Annotated in this window: 17 protein-coding genes and 1 riboswitch; of the genes, 2 read left to right on the top strand and 15 right to left on the bottom strand. The window is 48.0% G+C overall.

The window, feature by feature from the left end; genetic code table 11:
* Positions 1-35: 35 nt before the first annotated feature.
* From DCCM_RS08150 to DCCM_RS08080, 14 genes are all read right to left on the bottom strand, one after another.
* Positions 36-1,061: a uroporphyrinogen decarboxylase/cobalamine-independent methonine synthase family protein gene (locus DCCM_RS08150; protein ID WP_307718805.1), complete on the bottom strand. Its 1,026-nt coding sequence runs from the start codon at positions 1,059-1,061 to the stop codon at positions 36-38.
* A 146-nt stretch (positions 1,062-1,207) separates the two neighbouring features.
* Complete coding sequence (locus tag DCCM_RS08145) at positions 1,208-1,906, bottom strand: hypothetical protein (protein ID WP_104371924.1); 699 nt, start codon at positions 1,904-1,906, stop codon at positions 1,208-1,210.
* 607 nt (positions 1,907-2,513) lie between these two features.
* Positions 2,514-3,005, bottom strand: a complete 492-nt coding sequence (locus DCCM_RS08135) for a CBS domain-containing protein (protein ID WP_104371922.1) — start codon at positions 3,003-3,005, stop codon at positions 2,514-2,516.
* A gap of 30 nt (positions 3,006-3,035) precedes the next feature.
* Positions 3,036-3,524, bottom strand: coding sequence for a CBS domain-containing protein (locus tag DCCM_RS08130; protein WP_104371921.1), 489 nt, complete (start codon positions 3,522-3,524; stop codon positions 3,036-3,038).
* Positions 3,525-3,537: 13 nt separating this feature from the next.
* Positions 3,538-4,896, bottom strand: a complete 1,359-nt coding sequence (locus tag DCCM_RS08125) for a sigma-54-dependent transcriptional regulator (protein ID WP_104371920.1) — start codon at positions 4,894-4,896, stop codon at positions 3,538-3,540.
* A gap of 6 nt (positions 4,897-4,902) precedes the next feature.
* Positions 4,903-6,744 (bottom strand): ATP-binding protein, encoded by a 1,842-nt coding sequence (locus DCCM_RS08120; RefSeq protein WP_104371985.1) that lies wholly within the window; start codon positions 6,742-6,744, stop codon positions 4,903-4,905.
* A 183-nt stretch (positions 6,745-6,927) separates the two neighbouring features.
* Positions 6,928-7,155: a hypothetical protein gene (locus DCCM_RS08115; protein ID WP_104371919.1), complete on the bottom strand. Its 228-nt coding sequence runs from the start codon at positions 7,153-7,155 to the stop codon at positions 6,928-6,930.
* A gap of 71 nt (positions 7,156-7,226) precedes the next feature.
* Positions 7,227-8,387 (bottom strand): sulfite exporter TauE/SafE family protein, encoded by a 1,161-nt coding sequence (locus DCCM_RS08110; RefSeq protein WP_104371918.1) that lies wholly within the window; start codon positions 8,385-8,387, stop codon positions 7,227-7,229.
* Between the two features lies 1 nt (position 8,388).
* Complete coding sequence (locus DCCM_RS08105; protein ID WP_104371917.1) at positions 8,389-8,640, bottom strand: hypothetical protein; 252 nt, start codon at positions 8,638-8,640, stop codon at positions 8,389-8,391.
* A gap of 509 nt (positions 8,641-9,149) precedes the next feature.
* Positions 9,150-9,731 (bottom strand): CBS domain-containing protein, encoded by a 582-nt coding sequence (locus DCCM_RS08100; RefSeq protein WP_104371916.1) that lies wholly within the window; start codon positions 9,729-9,731, stop codon positions 9,150-9,152.
* A gap of 36 nt (positions 9,732-9,767) precedes the next feature.
* Complete coding sequence (locus DCCM_RS08095; RefSeq protein WP_165792067.1) at positions 9,768-10,280, bottom strand: CBS domain-containing protein; 513 nt, start codon at positions 10,278-10,280, stop codon at positions 9,768-9,770.
* Positions 10,281-10,543: 263 nt separating this feature from the next.
* Positions 10,544-11,230 (bottom strand): Crp/Fnr family transcriptional regulator, encoded by a 687-nt coding sequence (locus DCCM_RS08090; RefSeq protein ID WP_307718804.1) that lies wholly within the window; start codon positions 11,228-11,230, stop codon positions 10,544-10,546.
* 192 nt (positions 11,231-11,422) lie between these two features.
* Positions 11,423-12,775: an ATP-binding protein gene (locus tag DCCM_RS08085; RefSeq protein ID WP_104371913.1), complete on the bottom strand. Its 1,353-nt coding sequence runs from the start codon at positions 12,773-12,775 to the stop codon at positions 11,423-11,425.
* A gap of 210 nt (positions 12,776-12,985) precedes the next feature.
* Complete coding sequence (locus DCCM_RS08080; protein ID WP_231702705.1) at positions 12,986-13,984, bottom strand: bile acid:sodium symporter family protein; 999 nt, start codon at positions 13,982-13,984, stop codon at positions 12,986-12,988.
* Positions 13,985-14,286: 302 nt separating this feature from the next.
* On the opposite strand from DCCM_RS08080, the gene DCCM_RS08075 reads away from it, so the two are divergent.
* Entirely contained in the window at positions 14,287-14,715 is a 429-nt protein-coding gene (locus tag DCCM_RS08075; RefSeq protein ID WP_104371912.1) for a gamma-glutamylcyclotransferase family protein, read from the top strand.
* Between the two features lie 67 nt (positions 14,716-14,782).
* Here DCCM_RS08075 and DCCM_RS08070 read toward each other — a convergent pair whose 3' ends face one another.
* A complete protein-coding gene (locus tag DCCM_RS08070) occupies positions 14,783-15,436 on the bottom strand; it encodes a potassium channel family protein (RefSeq protein ID WP_165792074.1) in 654 nt (217 codons plus the stop codon).
* 312 nt (positions 15,437-15,748) lie between these two features.
* Positions 15,749-15,986: riboswitch (cyclic di-AMP (ydaO/yuaA leader) on the top strand.
* A gap of 118 nt (positions 15,987-16,104) precedes the next feature.
* Between DCCM_RS08070 and eam the strand changes: the two genes are divergently transcribed.
* Positions 16,105-17,370 carry a glutamate 2,3-aminomutase gene (gene eam, locus DCCM_RS08065; RefSeq protein WP_104371910.1) on the top strand — a complete coding sequence of 422 codons (1,266 nt, stop codon included), beginning with the start codon at positions 16,105-16,107 and terminating at the stop codon, positions 17,368-17,370.
* Positions 17,371-17,398 lie beyond the last annotated feature (28 nt).

The following is a 17,398-nucleotide window of genomic DNA, read 5'->3' as shown; positions in this document are numbered from 1 at the left end:
AAAACCCTGCAAAAACGGGTTTTCTTTACATCCGGCTAATTCCATTTCTCTCTCAGGCGTAATGAAATATCTTTTAACAGAGAGAAAGCTTTTTCGACACTGGCGTTGCCGTCCGCGTTAATCAGGCAGCAACGGGCGGGGGCCAGCCACGCCCGGTCATAAATCATCTCCCTGCCGGCGCCCTGCTTCTCCAGGTATAGCCAGAGGGATTCCAGCCTCTGCACCAGCCCGTCCGCGGTCTGGGCGTCTATCTCCTCCGTTAGGGTGGGCACGATACCCCAGGAAATTATTCCGCCCCTTTCCATGAATGAAATAACCTCCTGGTGGTAGCGGGTAAAAATGTGTCCCCAGCCAAAAATGTCCACGGAAAGAATATCCAGCTCCAGGTCCAGCAGAAAAGACCAGTCCGGATTGCCGCAAAGGTGCACTCCCTTGGGACCGTTTACCCCTTTCAGGAAATTGCGGTAATCTTCCTTGGCTCTGTGGCTGGAGTAACCGGTGAATGATCCGAACAGTATTTCCAGTCCCGGTTCGTCCAGCCAGACAAAGGCGTTATCATTCTTTTCCTTCAGCTGCCCGTACTGGGCGTTTAACTTCCGGGCGATAAAATCAAAAAGCAGGTCTCTTACTTCGTCATTATAAATTATCGGCTTCAGTTCACGGTCGGTAATCTTCAGACCAAAACTCACAGGACCTATGCTCTGCCCCCTGATCACCGGATAGGAACTCAAATCCCTCTCCAGAAAAGCGTCCAGGGCCACTGAATATTTGGGGGAAAGCTCCAGATAGGAACGCTCCTCCATTTTTTCCACATAATCAGGCAGCTCACCATAGAACTTCTCCATGTCCAGCTGTATCCTGAGCTTTTCCTGGTCCACAATTATTCCCGGAAAATGCTCGCTCACCTGGACGTACATGTCCTCATAAAAGCTGAATCTTGGTAACTGGGGCCAGAAAGGTATATCAAGTTTCAGGGCCAGTTCCAGGGCCGGTTCAACGGCTGTGTGGGGAAGTATGCCCATGGCGGTGGTAAGGCACTTGCCGGGCAGGCTGCCACTCACGGCGATCACTCCTTTCTGTACTAATTATACAGAAAAACCTTCCGGAAATAAGTGATCTTTTCCCGCGCCTGAAAGTGATCTTAGTCACACTTCCCAGGTACGCCGGCGGCAGCCAAGCAAACCCGGCAGTACGCCGGAACACGCCGCTATCCCTTTACGCAGCCCAGCTCTTCCAGTAATTCCTTGGTGATGCAGATGAATTCCGCCAGAATTTTACCGATTTTCCAGGGTCTATGACCGTATTCCCCGCTATTATCCAGGGGGAAATACAGTTTAAAGCGGTATTTTCCCACATTTTCAATATGCGGCATTTCCCTCTCCACGGGAATTCCCAGCCGCCTTTCAATTTCCGCCTGTTTACTCAACAGTGGCAGAAATATGGAACTTTTATAGCCGTCCATTACCAGCTCTATCAACATTATATTCTGCCCCTGGTATTTGCCCTTACGGGGCAGGCTCTTGCCAATCCGGTAAAAGATATTGACATCGTTAAATATTTTTATGCATTTTGAAGTCTCCCGCAGCCCCATGGCTTTTCCCAGGGAAATACAGTTAATCTGAAGCCCTTTCTCCTCCAGCGCCTTCTGCGCTTCATCCATTATGTTGTCCAGATAAAGGCTGAAATCTTGTTTCTCTGTTTTTTTGCTTTCTTTTTTTACCTTTGCCCCGGTCCTGGCCTTTTTTGTTTTTTTATCTTCGAAAACAGGTTCTTGGCCCGGATGATTTTCTTTAAGCCAGCTCTCGAATTCCTCAAGTACTCCGGTTTGTCCCTCTCCAATTATATTTTGCATCAAAAAGGCGTTTTTTTGTTGTTCAAAAAGGCTTATAAATTCCCTGACTGTCAAAACAGAACCCCCCTTGTCCCCTATTCATGCCACGCCGTAATCCAAGATTATCAGGAGCAAGGTTAGTGCCAAAACATTCAATCTCTAAAAACAGCGCGGCAGCTAGTTTAATAAAACACAAAAATGGTTACGGGTGACCATAATCCGGTCAGCCGTGACCATTTTTTAATCAATCCCAGGAGATAATTACGAAAAACCCTTATGCCACGGGGGATACGGCAGTTTGATAGGACCGCCGTATCCCCCGTGGCAATGTCCAATGTTTAGTCAGAAGATTTAGTTATATTTAGTAATGAACAGAGCTTGCAATCTTTTTATCCAACATGGCAGAAATTTTCAGCCAGAACCGGATAATAACGAAGGCTTTATCAGGCCTGACAGGCGTTAAAAAATTAGATAAAACAACGATAATCCCCAGAACAATCATTTTCAGGGTTTCCCAAAACATACAAAAAAATAACTGGCCAAAAGACACCTTTTCATAACTGTTTATGGAAGCCATAAGCAACCCCTTCCCCCAAAGCCGCATAAAACGCTATCTATGGGTCGTTGCAATAAAAATGCCGGGGATTACCCGGCTTCCTGGCAAAAGGTGTGTCCCCCGGCACTATTCAAAATATTCATCAACAGCCATAAACACGTCTATAGGCCTGACAATGCCTATGGTTTTTCCGTTTTTGGATACGGAAACGGAGTTTACTTTATTTTTTAGCATCACCCTGGCCACGTCGGTCAAGCCGTCCTGGGCGCGCACCTGGGCCAGGCGCAAAGGCTGCATCACGTCCCTTACGGACAGCCGGGATTCTTCACGCAGCCTTTTGATATAGTACCAGCCCCATGACTCCGTTTTAAAATCCAAATCCTTCTCCATATCCCGCAGCCCGGCTGCCTGGAGTATTCCCCTCAGGGTAAGAATGCCGGTGGGCTGCCCCTTTGCATCTGTGGCAATTACACTGCGGTGGCCGTACCATGCCCGCCCGTCCCTGTGAAAGGATTCTTTTAAAACCTTGATGGCATCGTAAACGGTGGCATTCTCGGATATGGTATTATAATCGTTTAAAGGCACCATTATTTGTTCCGCCGTTTTTCCGGCAGCCATTACTCATCACCATCCATCCAGGATAAAAAACTAGTCAAGCAGTTCACCCACAAACCAGAATAGATCCAGAGTGCGAACCACCCCCACTGGCTTTGTGCCCGACAGCACCGGCAGCGAATTAATATTATTCTTTAAGATTATCAGCAGGGCTTCCATTATTGTGGCGTCTTCCTGCACCGTAATCACGCTTAAGGGCCGCATTATTTTGCGCACTGTTATTTTGGAATCCTTGATTAAATGGGGAGTAAAAAACAGTCCGGTGGGGTCGCCGTTTAATATGTGGTCCATGAACTCCCTCAGCCGCAGGGCCACCAGAAGGCTTTTAAGGGTCAATATACCTACCAGTTCCCCTCTGTCGTTAATCACCATAAGCGATTGAAAACCGTACCAGGTGCCATCCTTCCGGTGAAATGATTCCCTAATCTTCCAGACGGCCTCCAGGACTGAAGCCCCCTCCTCCACCATGGGATATTCCTCCACGGGGACCATTATATTCCGAACCAGTCTGGTAACAGGCAATAAAAAAACCTCCTCAATCCATAATGCCCAATTCTTTCAGCTTGGCATAAAAGGAACTTCTGTTCATTTTAAGCGCCTGGGCAGCGGCGGAACGGTTCCAGTTGTGCTCCTCCAGGGCTTTTAGAATAATTTCCCTCTCCACCTCGGATACAATTTCCTTTAATGAATTGCCCGGTATATCATTAATCCAGTTAAAACGCCTGGACTTTTTCTTTAAGGACATGGGCAGGTCTTCAACACTCAACACAGGGCCCGTGGACATCAGCACCGCCCGTTCGCACACGTTTTTCAACTCCCGGATGTTTCCGGGCCAGTCGTAATTCATCAATATTTCCATGGCATCCCCGGAAAAACCCTTGATTCCTTTTTTATGCTCGACGCTGCAACCTTTTATTATATGACCCACCAGCGCGGTAATGTCGGCCTTCCGTTCCCTCAAGGGAGGAAGCATTATTTCCACCACGTTCAAACGGTAATACAAATCCTCCCGGAATTCGCCGGAGGCTATTGATTCTTCCAGGTCCTTGTTGGTGGCGGCCACTATGCGCACGTCAACCTTGATTGTCTCGGTTCCGCCCACCCTCTCAAATTCCCTTTCCTGCAGCACCCGGAGAAGCTTGGTCTGGGTGGACATGCTCATCTCGCCTATTTCATCCAGAAACAGTGTCCCCTTGTGCGCCAGTTCGAACCTTCCGGGCTTTGCCGCCACAGCGCCGGTAAAAGCCCCCTTTTCATGGCCGAAAAGCTCGCTTTCCAACAGATTTTCCGGAATTGAAGCACAGTTAATCTTAACAAAGGGCTTATCCTTACGCACACTGTTGTAGTGGATGGCCCTGGCCGCCAATTCCTTCCCGGTGCCGCTCTCTCCCCGGATTAAGACAGTGGCGTTGGTATTGGCCACCCTTCCTATGGTTTTGTAAACGCTTTGCATCACCGGCGAAAGGCCGATCATGGCGTCCGAGTCTATATCAGGAGCCATATCCCCGGATTTTGCCCGGTGGATCAGCTCCTTCACCTCCACGGCCTTTTTGACCACTTCCAGCATCACACTGATTTTCAGGGGCTTCATCAGGTAGTCAAAAGCTCCCAGTTTCATGGCCTCAATGGTGGTCTCGGTGGAGCCGTAGGCGGTGATGAGAATAATGGGCGTTCTTTCTCCCCTCCGGCTGACCAGTTCAAGCACCTTAATGCCGTCAATATCGGGCATCCTGATATCCAGCAAAACAGTGTCCGGATTCAAATTTTCAATCTTTTCCAGGCCTTCGCCGCCGCTGGCCGCGCACTCCACCCGATAGCCCGCATCCGTCAATATATCCCTGAGAGCTTCCCTTACGCTGGCCTCATCGTCTACAACCAGAATCAGTTTGCTCAATTTTCGCTATTCCCCCCTGGTTCTTAAAAAGATGTGGAAAGTGGTTCCGTGACCGACTTCACTCTCAACTTCTATATGCCCGCCGTGGGCCTGTATTATTTCGTGGGCTATGGCCAATCCCAGACCAGTCCCCTTAGGCCGGGTGGAATAAAAGGGATCAAAAAGGTGCGGAAGGTTTTCCGCCGGAATTCCGCAGCCGGTGTCGCTGATGCTCAGCCGGGCGAATTCGTCGTTTGCCGGGGCCGTGGATACGATAATGGAGCCTCCTTCCGGCATTGCCTGGACAGCGTTAAAAATAATATTCACCACAACTCTTTCCACCTGTTCGGGATCCGCCCAAACATCGGGCGTATTAGAGGAAAGTTCCTTAATAATATTATACTTGCCGTAAAATACCTCCCCGAAAAAGGAAAGCACGTCTTCCACCAAATAATTCAGGTCATACTTGCGGAATTGCGCCTCCGCCGGCTTTGCGAAATAAAGCAGCTGATCCACCAGGGAGTCCAGCCGGGACATTTCCCTGTTCACCGTTGCCAGGGCCTTCTGGTCACCATTATTCTGGCCCTGCCAGCGCTGAATGTAACAGCTTATGGAAGTCAGGGGGTTTCTGATTTCGTGAGCCACGCCGGCCACCAGCTTGCCCAGGGAGGCCAGGCGTTCCTGCCTGCTGGCCCTTTCCTTAAGCCTCACCCTTTCGGTTATGTCCCGGCAGCAGAGCACCGCTCCAATCAGGATTCCCGAACCGTCGTTAAGCACAAAGGTGCTAATCAGGTATTCCTGTATGTTATGGCTTCCGGGCATATCCGCCCAGGATACCTGTATGTCCCGGGAATCCCGCAAATCGTTCAGGGTGCGGTCCAGCAATACCTGAAAAGGGGAACCCTTGGGCAATATCTCCCGGAAATTTTTATCAAGACAAAAATCCGGCAGACGGAACATCCTCTGGATCATATTATTGGCGATTATTATTTTCCCCCCGGTATCCACCACCAGTATTCCGTCGTCTATAACCGCCAGCATGGTCTTGTTATACAGGTTCAATTCGGATATTCTCCGGGCGAAACGGTTTATTGCCCCGGTTATTTCACCCAGTTCGCCCGGGGCCTTGGGCAGCAGGCGGTTATAATCGTCTTCCAGCAAACGGACCCCGTCCTTAATCTCCTGGACCTGGTTTACCAGCTGCCTGAACAGAAGCACCGCCCCTATTATACCAATGGCGATTACGAAACCCACCAGCACGTAAATGGTATATTCCACCTGCCGCCGCTGGTTGTAAAAGCCGGCATCCGAAAGATATTCCGCGGAACGGATAACCCCCTCCAATTTTCCGTTCCGTTCCAGGGGCATATATACCTCCACGATGCCCCCCTCCTGATATCCCACATCCCTGATCAAAGTGGATTTATTTTTCAATGCCTCTTCGAAGGCTTCCTTGCGGCGCAAAGAATAGTTTTCGTTAAACCTCTGGGTTCCATCAAAAAAAACGTCCATCTCAGCAACCCAAAGTCCAATGTGCACATCGGGGTACTCCTCGTGCACCTCATTTATTACCCCGTTTATATACTGGGCGGCAATCTCTATTCTCTGCTCCCTGCTCTTTGTCCCGGCGCCCTGCTCATCCAGATAATGCTGCAATCCGCTGCCGAAGTTGCGTTCAAAATAACGGGCAACTTGGTTTAAGCGGGTCCTTTGGTGCTCTATTATGGCATCTTCGCTACTTTTTATAGTATGCAGCATATATATGGAAAGAGCTATGGTGGCAATGAGCAGCAGTAAAACCAGCCCCAGTATGCGGTCACCGAAGCCAATCCCTACACTATTGAGTCTGTCGTTTATTTTAAAAGACATTTTGTCCTCCGCTGTTGTTAATATATTAATTTTAGCACAGGCGAAAATTAGTTGTAATATCCGGAGGCAATTTAATCGCAGCAGATTGTTTGCAATGTTTCCCTGGTTGTTTATTATTTTCTGCAAAAGGTATAAAAAAGGTGCGATAGCAAACATTTGCCGCGCACCAGTATTTAAAAACTCTTATTTAGCGGTTACCCTCATTTGGTTGTCACGGACTTTACCGCTTTTTACGGCTTCGCCGCGCCTGTTCGGATTTTTTCTTTTATCCCGTTCTTTTAACCTTATTTCCAGCGAACCGGGTCCCGCCGCATCCACCCGGAGCATATCCGTCCGGTGCAATTCCGCCTTTAATAACGGCTCTTCCAGTTCTTTAACCATCCAGCTATGGATTTTCTTCCATGAAATCATAACGGCATCCCCTTTACAGGATATATTTCTTTGACAGTAAACGTGATGCCGCCTGCCAAAGAAGATACATATCAGCTATGTTGCATAACCTGTGCCTGCTCCGCTGCCTTGATTTCCCTTCTCTTTTTGAACATGCTTCCCAATATAATCAAGCCGCCTGCTGCCAGAGCCAGACACAATAAAACGAAACTCACGTTCTTAAGTAAATTGACGGTGCTTTCGGTCATATGCATAAAGCCTAAGTCCTGCAGGTAGGGGGGTATGGCAAAGGACCTGCTGACGGCCACTATCAGCATAACCGAAGACATTACGTACTTAATCATGTAATCCTTTACGTAGGTGGTTCCCACAGCCCCAATTTGCACACCGATTAATGAGCCGGCCATAATGATCACAACCATCCTGATATCAATGAAACCGCTCAGCGCCCAGGTAAAGGAGCCGCTCAGCCCCATGGTGAAGGCTATAATCAGTTCGGAAGCGCTGGCCACTATGGCGGGGACGCCCATCACGTAAACCATGCCGGGCACTCCCACGAATCCTCCCACCGCAATGGTGGCCGCCAGCAACCCGGTGGCAAGGCCCACAGGTACGGTCACCCAGAAGGAAATTCTGACGTTGGCTGTTTTAAAGTAAATCATGGGCGGTATGTTAATTTTCTTAATCCTTTCCGCCAGGCTGGATACGCTATTTCCTTCCCCGGAACGCATGGACTTTCTGGCGTCGGAAAGAACGTATATGCCCAGAACGGTAAGCACGCTGACAAAAACCAGACTTACATACAGGTTGGAGCCGGCTGCGCCCCATTTCTCCATGATTATCTTTTGTATTTGAATACCGATTTGAACACCCACACAAGCACTTATACCGTTGATCAGACCCAGTTTAATATCCACCTGGCCGTATTTGAACCGCTTATAGGCTCCCACCAGCGCCTTGGGAAATTTGTGGCACATGTTGGTGGCCACGGCCACCGCTGCCGGCACCCCCAGGGCCATCATTCCCGGAGTCAGCACGAAAGCCCCCCCGGAACCGATAAACCCGCTGAGCACCCCGGCCAGGAAGCCCAGAATAAAGAGGAAAAACACACTGTTTGTGTTCAGCGATATGAAGTCTTTAACCGAATCCTTTTCACTTAACATTTCCCCCGTGGCCTCGCTGACACCGGGAATGGCCAGAACCACCAGGGCCACCAGGAGGAGTATCACCAATAAGTTCTTTTTATTTTTCATTTTAATGCCCCTCCTTGTTTAACGGTTTAATTCCCAGTGAATCAACCAGGTAGTTGGCAAATGAACCGTGCACCAAAGAGAAGCATAATGAAGTAATAAGTACTGCGGCGGCGTATATTCCTCCACCCTGGGAGAAATGGTCCATAACAGTTTTTTCGTTGTAAAACAGCGTAAAATAGGCTGCAATGGTAAGAATGCCCCAGATTATGGCTTTTCCGATCGGCTTTCCATTTTTATTTGTATTGGATGCCATTTAAATCACTCTCCCTCGAAACAAAGCATTTAAACACTCTAGTGAAATTGTTCTTTAATAACAGCTGTGATTGTTTTAGCATTAGCTCTTTCTTACCGGCGGCAACCCTCCTTTCACCCTTTACAAAAGCAATCCTGCCATTCACCTTTGATATCTACCATTGAGCAATAGGGATGCCAGCCGGAGCAGGTTACAAAATTCACATTTCTAGCGGGTTTTAGGCTTGGGCAGATGGCCTGTTGAGCAGATTTTGGACACCCGGCTGCCTAGATTTTGGTCAACCCCACCGGCCACCCCGAACAAAAGCCTTGTTTTATAAGGCCCCGCAAATACTCAATATCACCCGGTTGTATGAAAAATCATCACCCGTTCCCCAAGACCTGCCCCAAAATGCCTGAATGAGCAAATTAGCACATGAACAAATTTTTTATTTTTCCCCGGACCCCCAAAAAAAAAGCCGGGATTCAATTGCAATCCCGGCTTTTGGAACAGTTTTTTTATTTAGTTTATTACGCCGTAACCGGTGAACATCCCGGAGTCGGCCAGGCAAGCCTCCCCAAAAAGCTCTCCTCTTTCGTTCCGGGGGGAGGGTTTACCGGAGCATCGTTAAACAAATCGTTAATAAAAGGCAATATATCCACCGGCCTTACTATGCCTACAATTTTATTTCTTTTATCCCTCACCGGCAGTATGCTGATACGGCAGTTAATGATAATTTCCGCCGCCTGCACCGGACTGTCGGTTTCCCGGACAGAAATCTGTGTCAGGGGGCGCATATATTTTTTAACCGGCGCATTTTTAATATGTTCCAGCCCTGCCCCGCCTGACGGGCCATGGCAGGCGCCGCCCAGGAAACCCAGCCATTTTCCCGGCTTTGAATTAATATTGCTGATGGACTCCAGCACCATGCGCAGGGTAAGAAAACCGGAAATATTTCCTTCGTCATCCAGCGCGGTTAGCCAGCGGTATCCTTTTTCCCCGGCAAGGGCGCACAGAATATTTACCGCCCGCTCCAGACTTTCGTTTTGATTTATACAGGGGTAATCGGCAAAGGAAACCATAAAATTTTTTACCGTTTTTCCTCCTGCCATTTTTAACACCTCCAGCCCGTCTCCGTCCTGGTTTTTTCAGCCGGCGGAACCCGGCGTGTTGTCAAACAGATTGACTATAAATGGAAGGAGGTCAACAGGCCTTACTATCCCGGCAATATTATTTTGGTCATCCATGATGGGCAAAATTGTTATTCTCCTGTTAATGATTATTTCCGCCGCTTTTACCGGGCTATCCGTCTCATGAACGGAGACGTCCACAATCGGTTTTATCAATTTCCTTATAGGGGTGTTCTTAATTAGCTGCACGCCTTCCCAGTAGAAAAAACCGGGGCGGTTATAAGTGAATACCCCCAGCCATCCCCCGGCCTTTGGAGCCAGTTCGCTGATGGCTTCGAAAACGTTGCGCAGGGTAAGAAAACCCTTGATAGCACCGCCTTCGTCCAGTACCACCAACCAGCGATAACCCTTCTCCCTGGCCATACGATACATAATATTAACCGCTTCCTCCAGAGTGGCGCTTTCATTTATTTTTGGATAATCATGAAAGGGAATCATAAAATCTTTTACTGTTTCCAAAATTCCCGCCATATTTATCACCTCTCGCATAACATTTGCCAAAATAATTTAATTAAATGTTATTCAACAGGCATATAATGAGCAATGCAATTAACCTTTAATGATAATATTTGCACTCTGGCAGTCTTTATTAAAGTCGATTTTTTCACAATGTGCGGTAATTCTTTAGATGAATATTCAACCACTATTTTAACCGTTTACCCCCGGTTAAAGCTTTTCCGCCCGCCCAATTAAAATATTTAATTAATTTGGTGTGAAATACCGCCGGATTAAAATTAGAGTAATTTCTGTAGTTTATCCTTATTCAGGAGAACAATACCCTGTTTGTCCACTTCCAGTGAACCATCCCGTTTCAAACCGTTCAAAATGCGGTTTATGGTCTCCCTGGTGGTGCCGATCAGGTTGGCCAACTCCTGGTTTGTCAGCCTCATGGATATCCTGACCCCGGCCCCGGTGTTCTCCCCATGCTCTTCCGCCATGTGCAGCAGCACCTGCACCAGCCGGCGAAGAGTATCATTCAAAGCAAGGTTTATTACCTTCTCCTGGGCCTGGCGCAAACGTCCGGCCATAATTTTTAGCATGGCTAAAGCCACATGGGAGTTGCCTATTATCAGCCCTTCAATGTCCCGGTTGCGGATCACGGCCACACTGGCATCCTCCAGCACTTCTGCGGTTGCAGGATAGTTGCCGCCGTCAAAAAGCACTATTTCAGCAAAAATATCACCCGGATGCACCAGGTGCAATATATGCTCCCGCCCGTCCTCCGCCTGCCTGGTTAATTTTACAAGGCCGCTTTTTAAAATAAATACGGCTTCCCCGGGCTCTCCCTCGGCAAAAATCATTCTCCCCTTCTTATAACTTCTCGCCAGCACTATGCTGTCAATCTCCTCCAACTGCCCGGTTGTAAGGCCGGAAAACAAAGGAGTCCTCTTCAGATACTCAACATATTTAGCCAACGGCATCTCCTCTTAAACATTTTTAACCTGCTTCGACACGGTATATTCCACACACCGTTTAAAACAGGATATAATAACTAAAAGCCCGGGGAGGTCTTTCTCCACGGGTAGCGAAATATCCTGTTAATATATTGAAATGAATGGAAACCTTTAAAACCCTTGCCCGAAACATGCCGGAGTTGCTAAAGGCTATGAAACTTAGGACAGCCCCAAACCCGACGGCGCGCCTGCTTCCGGATCGTTACCCTCCGGTTTAAGGTTAAATAAAACATATACCGTGGTACCGGTGGAACCGGAATCGACCTTTATGACGGCGCGATGCCTGGCTGCAATACTGTAGCACATGGCCAGCCCCAAACCGGTTCCCTTTTCTTTGGTGGTGAAAAAGGGAGTCCCCAGCTTGTCAATTATTCCAGGGTCTATGCCTGCCCCCTGGTCTTCCACGCAAAGGATTACCTCCTTTTCCGAGTAATACGTTTTTACAATCAGGCAGCCGCCCGGCTGCATGGCCTCCAAACCGTTGCGCACCAGATTGAGAATGAGCTGGCGAATTTCTTTTTTATCCAGCAGCAGGTCGGGAATGGTCTCCAGTTCCATTCTGAACAATTTATCATTTAAAATTGCGTCGGCCACGATCAGTGGGGATAACGATTCTATTATATGATTGAGATTCTGTCGCTCCAATTTCACCGGCCTGTCCTTGGCCAGTAAAAGAAATTCGGTAATGATGGAATTGGCCTTGTCCAATTCCTGCAGCATCATATTAATATAATTCTCATATTTTAAAATTTCCTGCTTTTTAGCCAGCAATTGCAGGAATCCACGCACCGTGGTCATGGGGTTTCTTATTTCGTGACCGATGCCCGCCGCCATCTCTCCCACCAGGCTCAACCTTTCCAGGCGGAGCATTTCCTTATCCATACCCTCCCGGCGGGAGATTTCATGAGAGTCTTTATCCGGTTGACCCGGCAGGTCTCCCCGGCATTCCGCGGCATAACCGTTTTTATCCCCGCTTCCGGCCCGGCTGTCCCGGCATCCCGGAGTAATGCCCAATATCTCCCCGGAGCGTTTTCCCACAGATATATCCGCCACAAACAATACATAATAAAGAACCCTGTAGGGATCAAAAACCGGATGAACAAACACCTCCACCGGAACGCGGCTGCCGTCGCTCACCAAATATTCCTTTTCAAAGCGTCTGGCAGTTTTGCCGGACACTGCTTCGCGAAAAATTTTAGCGGCAATATCATGCCACTCAGACGGGGTTAGATCATACCAGGTCATTTTTTTTAAATCTTCCTCGGGATAGCCGGTCAACTGGCAAAAGGCCTTATTGCAGATCATCATCCTGCCGTCCGGGTGAACTGCGGCAAAGGGCTGCAATGTGGTCTCCAACACGTCGGCCATTAACATAATCCTCTCCAAAAATCCATAAAAAAATTTTTCCGCCCGGCCATACTCCTTCTGCAAAATATACAGAGAGGTCACCTGGTTGTTAAGTTCCTGAAAGACCTTGCCGGAGTCCTCACCTTTATTTTTTTTTTCACTCATAACAACCAATCTCCTATGTTTTGGTCTAACAGGTATAATTGATTATTAAACAAACAGGCAAAGAATACCTTCGGGAAAATTGTCATGTTATAGTAAATAATTGTAGAATTTGGCACCTTGCGACCTCCTTTAACAAAAAACACCTGTTTACAAACAAGTGTTTTTAAGAAAATAATTGTATTTTGACACATTAACGCAGCAAATAATTGCTCACCGCCTGCCCATGACGCTTTTCTTCCGCCGGTCAAAACGATTGAACAGATATGACACGGCCGCCGCCAGCGGCTGCTGGTAAAGCATGGCCAAGGTTACCGGCAGGGCCACGGCGGGGGGGAAATAAGCCACCGCCAGAACGGAGCCGAAGCTGATATTGCGCATCCCCACGTTATATATCATTGCGGCCACGGTGCCCGGGCGCCGGTCTTTAAGTACGAAGGAACCGGCGTAGCCCAGGTAATAGCCCAGCATAACCAGCATTAAAATAACCAGCAGCATTTTGGCCAGGGAGGAATCCCAGCGGATTTCCGGCACCACCGCCCCGGCATTGATATATACCACCATAAACAGGGCCGCCTTGGAAGTAAATCCCCCAACCGAACGGGAAAACTTTTTAAGCCTGCCCGAGCTAATGTCGTTCACCGCCATGCCAAGCAGGCTGGGTATGGTGACCATGCCGAACAAACGCAGTAAAAGCTGAAAATAATCTATATCCACCAGGCGCCCGGCTACCAGGGCGATATAAAAAGGCAGTATAAGGGGGCTAACCACCGTATCCACGGTCACCCCCACCAGGGCCAGCACCACATCACCCCGGACAATGGATGTCCATATTATGGAGGTTACCCCAATGGGTATGGCCGCCCCGATAAGAAAGCCCAGCCGGGTCAAGGCGCTGTCGGGATAAAAAACATTGCCCACCGCCCAGGCCACCAGGGGCATCACCGCATGAATAAGAAACAGCATCCACAGTGTGAGCCAGGGCTTTGACAACACGTGAAAAAAATCCCGGAAGCTGGTTTCCAGAGAAACGATAAAGGTCATGTAGGCAAAAAGGCCCACCGCCAGAACTCCCAGCAAAGAAGACCAGTTCAGGGGAAAGATTATACCGCAGACAAAAGCCGAAAGCACCACAAAAAACATGCGGCGTCCCAGCCAGTTATTCCAGGCGGCAAACATATCCAGCAAAATAAAGGCCCCCGTTTCCATCATGATAAGTAACCTGCCGGGGAACAACAGATTCATACGCTAAAAGATATTATTTCCCCAGCCGGGCCTTTTTCCCTCCCGGGTAAATTAATTCTTACGGTGATTTATCTATTGTCGACGATTTATCTATTGTCGACGAGTTTTTTCCATAGACAAAAAAGTGTCGAAAACTGTATTAAATCCGCGATCACTGTGAATAGTTTAATAACCGGCACAGACTGATAAGAAAGGAAAAATAATAATTTCATAGAAGTAATAAACATTAATATTACGGTATATGCTTAAATGGGAAAGGATGGTGCGGTATGTATTTGAACAACCTTTTTGTTTTCGGCACACTGCTTCCCGGTCTGGAAAACCATAAAAAATTTATTGAAAAATATAAACCGGCGGTATACACGGCCAGGGCCCGGGGCGTAATGTATTATCTGCCTTCGGACGATTACCCGGTGGTACTGGAGGGAGACGGAGAAATAAAGGGTATCATGTTTGATACTCCCGAAATGTCTGTAATCTTGCCTGAAATTGACGAGATAGAAAAATTTACCGGGGTTGAAAGCCAAAGCCACCTGATCAGAGAAATTAAAGAGGTGGAATTGCTTGAAAGCGGGAAAAAGGTAAAAGCCCACATGTACCTTTGGCCTCCTTCCAAGGCCGACTGGCTGAAGAAAAACGGGGTATTAATACCGGACGGGGACTGGGCCAGGTTTTTAAGGGAGAACGGCAAGCTGTAAACAGGGCGTTACGCCCTGTTTTTTTATCAAGTCAAGGCGGCGGCCCCTTTGTGGTGCTATTTTCCGCTCACGGCAGCCGGCCTAATAAGCGGAGCTGATCATTGCGGCCCACCACCACAAGAATATCTCTTTCATTAATCATCTGTTCCGCCCCGGGGGACATTATTATGCCGCCGGGTCTTTTAATGGCCAATATATTAACGCCCATTTGCCTGCGCACATCCAGTTCCAGGATACTGCGCCCGCTGAACGATGCCGGGGCCGCAAATTCAATAATGCTGTAATCGGGGGAAAGGTCGATCAGTTCCATAATATTCTGTGAAACCAGGCTTCTGGCCATTTTGACACCCATATCCCTTTCCGGGTACACTATTATATCCACCCCCACCTTCTCCAAAACCTTACCGTGAAGGTGATTCTGGGCTTTGGCCCCCACCGTTTTGACTCCCATCTCTTTTAACATGATGGAGGTTAAAATATTAGCCTGTATATTTTGGCCTATGGCCACAATAACAACATCAAAGTTTCTTATACCCAGTGATTTCAGGACCTGTTCATCCATGGCGTCCGCCCGGACGGCATGGGTAGCCAGATCTACGGCAATATTCACCTTATCCTCGTCGGTGTCCATGGCCAGAACTTCATACCCCATCCTGTTCAACTCTTCGGTAATACTCATTCCAAAGCGGCCCAGCCCTATAACGGCAAATAGTTTATTCATCATATAAACCTCCAAAATTTAAATAACGCTAAAACTGTGAATGAATAATGGAAACAGATATTCGAAAGAAAACTACATACATTGACAATTATATTATACCAGCAAAATAACCTGTATCTAAATGAGTTATCATACCACGGCACCCTGGCAAAATATAATGGTTGCATCAAAATGGAACCTGTGATATAATAAGGCAAGGATTTTGCAGCAATTTACAAAATTTAACCGGTTAAATTACAACCTGTTGTTTTACCCACCCAATTCTAAATTTCTGACAAAATATCTAATCTCCTTTAACTCAAAATTTAATACTTCTCCTTGTCGCTTAATTCTTTTTTAATGAAAGAAGCGGGGGAACCAATTTTTGGGGTGAATCGGTTCAGCAGTCAGTAGTGCGCAGCCAGTGTTCAGAGAAAGAAGGAAGTCCATTAAAGGTGATTTCCGACAAGTATCCGGCAACAGGCGACCAGATTACCGGCTACCGAATTCGTAGGGTTACTTTCGACCCGAATCCGTCAGCTAACTTCGTAAGCGTTGAAAGGGAGGACAGGCAAGATTACGGCCATAGGCCTTATATCATCTTGTACTCTTTTTCAACCCCTGAATGAATATTCAGGGGTGTTTTGATCAATTGCCTGTTCTTAAAAATACAGAGGAGGGGGTCTTACATGTCCATACCGGCCATAGAAAAACACAAAATCACCGCCGAAGAGAAAAGGATAATTGCCCTCAGAAGAGCAGCCGAACTTAAAAACCGCATAAGCGACTACCTGGAAATAAAGGAATCCATTAAAACAGGCATTGATTTACAAGATACCGTGGCAAAAAATAAATTAAAGCTGCTAAAATATTTTAACGCCTCAGAGGAGCAGTGGCAGGACTGGCGCTGGCAAATGAGGCACAGGATAGACAGTGTGACAACCCTTGCTAAATTCCTGGACCTGGACATTGAACATTTTTTTCATATTAAAAAGGTCGGCTCCCATTATCGCTGGTCCATATCCCCCTATTACGCATCTTTGATTATGGACGGGGATCCCCATGACCCCATTAGAATGCAGTCCATTCCCTCCATAGAAGAAATGGATGAAAGCGGTTACAACGACCCCATGGCGGAGGAATTCACCTCGCCTTCCCCAGGCATAACCAGACGTTACCCGGACCGCCTGATTATCAACGTTACCAACATGTGCGCAATGTATTGCCGTCACTGCCAGCGGAGGAGGAACATAGGAGAAAAGGACCAGCACAAACCGCATCAAAGCCTGCTGGCGGCCCTGGATTACATCCGCAAAAACAGGGAAATCCGGGATGTGTTGATAACCGGCGGGGACGCCCTTATGCTCAGCGACCGGAATATTGACTGGCTGCTCACGGAACTGGATCAAATAGAGCATGTGGAAATAAAGCGCATTGGAACCAGGGCCATAGTCACCCTGCCCCAGAGAATCACCCCGGAGTTATGCGCCGTGCTGAAAAAGCACCCGCCACTGTATATCAATACCCAGTTCAACCACCCCAGGGAAATCACCCCGGAAAGCAAAAAAGCCTGCGACATGCTGACAGAGGCAGGGGTTGTACTGGGCAACCAGGCGGTGCTGTTGAAGGGAATAAACAATAACGCCCATGTCATGAAAAGATTGAACCAGGAATTGCTGAAAATAAGGGTGCGTCCCTATTACATTTTTCACGCCAAGCAGGTGAAGGGCACCAGGCATTTTATCACCAGCGTGGAGGAAGGCATTAACATTATGGAGAAGCTGAGGGGATACACCTCGGGCCTGGCCGTGCCGACATACATCATCAACGCCCCCAACGGATACGGCAAAACCCCCGTACTGCCCCAGTACGTTATTAAGAGGGAAGAAGGCTCAATACGCTTGCGAACCTGGGAAGACCGGGAGCTGGAATATGATTATATGCCTGGTTTTTAACGCCGTTGCATCAATTATTTCACAGTGT

Source organism: Desulfocucumis palustris, from assembly GCF_002933875.1.
Taxonomy (GTDB): Bacteria; Bacillota; Desulfotomaculia; order Desulfotomaculales; family Desulfocucumaceae; genus Desulfocucumis; species Desulfocucumis palustris.
The sequence above is the reverse complement of the archived record's forward strand: the minus strand, read 5'-3'. Positions and strand labels throughout refer to the sequence as shown.

Bases quoted from the DNA above. Each gene is read 5' to 3' on its own strand.
- DCCM_RS08120 (WP_104371985.1), bottom strand. From the start codon at position 6,744: ATGTCTTTTAAAATAAACGACAGACTCAATAGTGTAGGGATTGGCTTC.
- DCCM_RS08085 (WP_104371913.1), bottom strand. From the start codon at position 12,775: ATGAGTGAAAAAAAAAATAAAGGTGAGGACTCCGGCAAGGTCTTTCAG.
- DCCM_RS08095 (WP_165792067.1), bottom strand. From the start codon at position 10,280: ATGGCGGGAATTTTGGAAACAGTAAAAGATTTTATGATTCCCTTTCAT.
- eam (WP_104371910.1), top strand. From the start codon at position 16,105: ATGTCCATACCGGCCATAGAAAAACACAAAATCACCGCCGAAGAGAAA.
- DCCM_RS08115 (WP_104371919.1), bottom strand. From the start codon at position 7,155: ATGATTTCATGGAAGAAAATCCATAGCTGGATGGTTAAAGAACTGGAA.
- DCCM_RS08100 (WP_104371916.1), bottom strand. From the start codon at position 9,731: ATGGCAGGAGGAAAAACGGTAAAAAATTTTATGGTTTCCTTTGCCGAT.
- DCCM_RS08080 (WP_231702705.1), bottom strand. From the start codon at position 13,984: ATGATGGAAACGGGGGCCTTTATTTTGCTGGATATGTTTGCCGCCTGG.
- DCCM_RS08070 (WP_165792074.1), bottom strand. From the start codon at position 15,436: ATGAATAAACTATTTGCCGTTATAGGGCTGGGCCGCTTTGGAATGAGT.
- DCCM_RS08135 (WP_104371922.1), bottom strand. From the start codon at position 3,005: ATGGCTGCCGGAAAAACGGCGGAACAAATAATGGTGCCTTTAAACGAT.
- DCCM_RS08090 (WP_307718804.1), bottom strand. From the start codon at position 11,230: ATGCCGTTGGCTAAATATGTTGAGTATCTGAAGAGGACTCCTTTGTTT.
- DCCM_RS08105 (WP_104371917.1), bottom strand. From the start codon at position 8,640: ATGGCATCCAATACAAATAAAAATGGAAAGCCGATCGGAAAAGCCATA.
- DCCM_RS08075 (WP_104371912.1), top strand. From the start codon at position 14,287: ATGTATTTGAACAACCTTTTTGTTTTCGGCACACTGCTTCCCGGTCTG.
- DCCM_RS08110 (WP_104371918.1), bottom strand. From the start codon at position 8,387: ATGAAAAATAAAAAGAACTTATTGGTGATACTCCTCCTGGTGGCCCTG.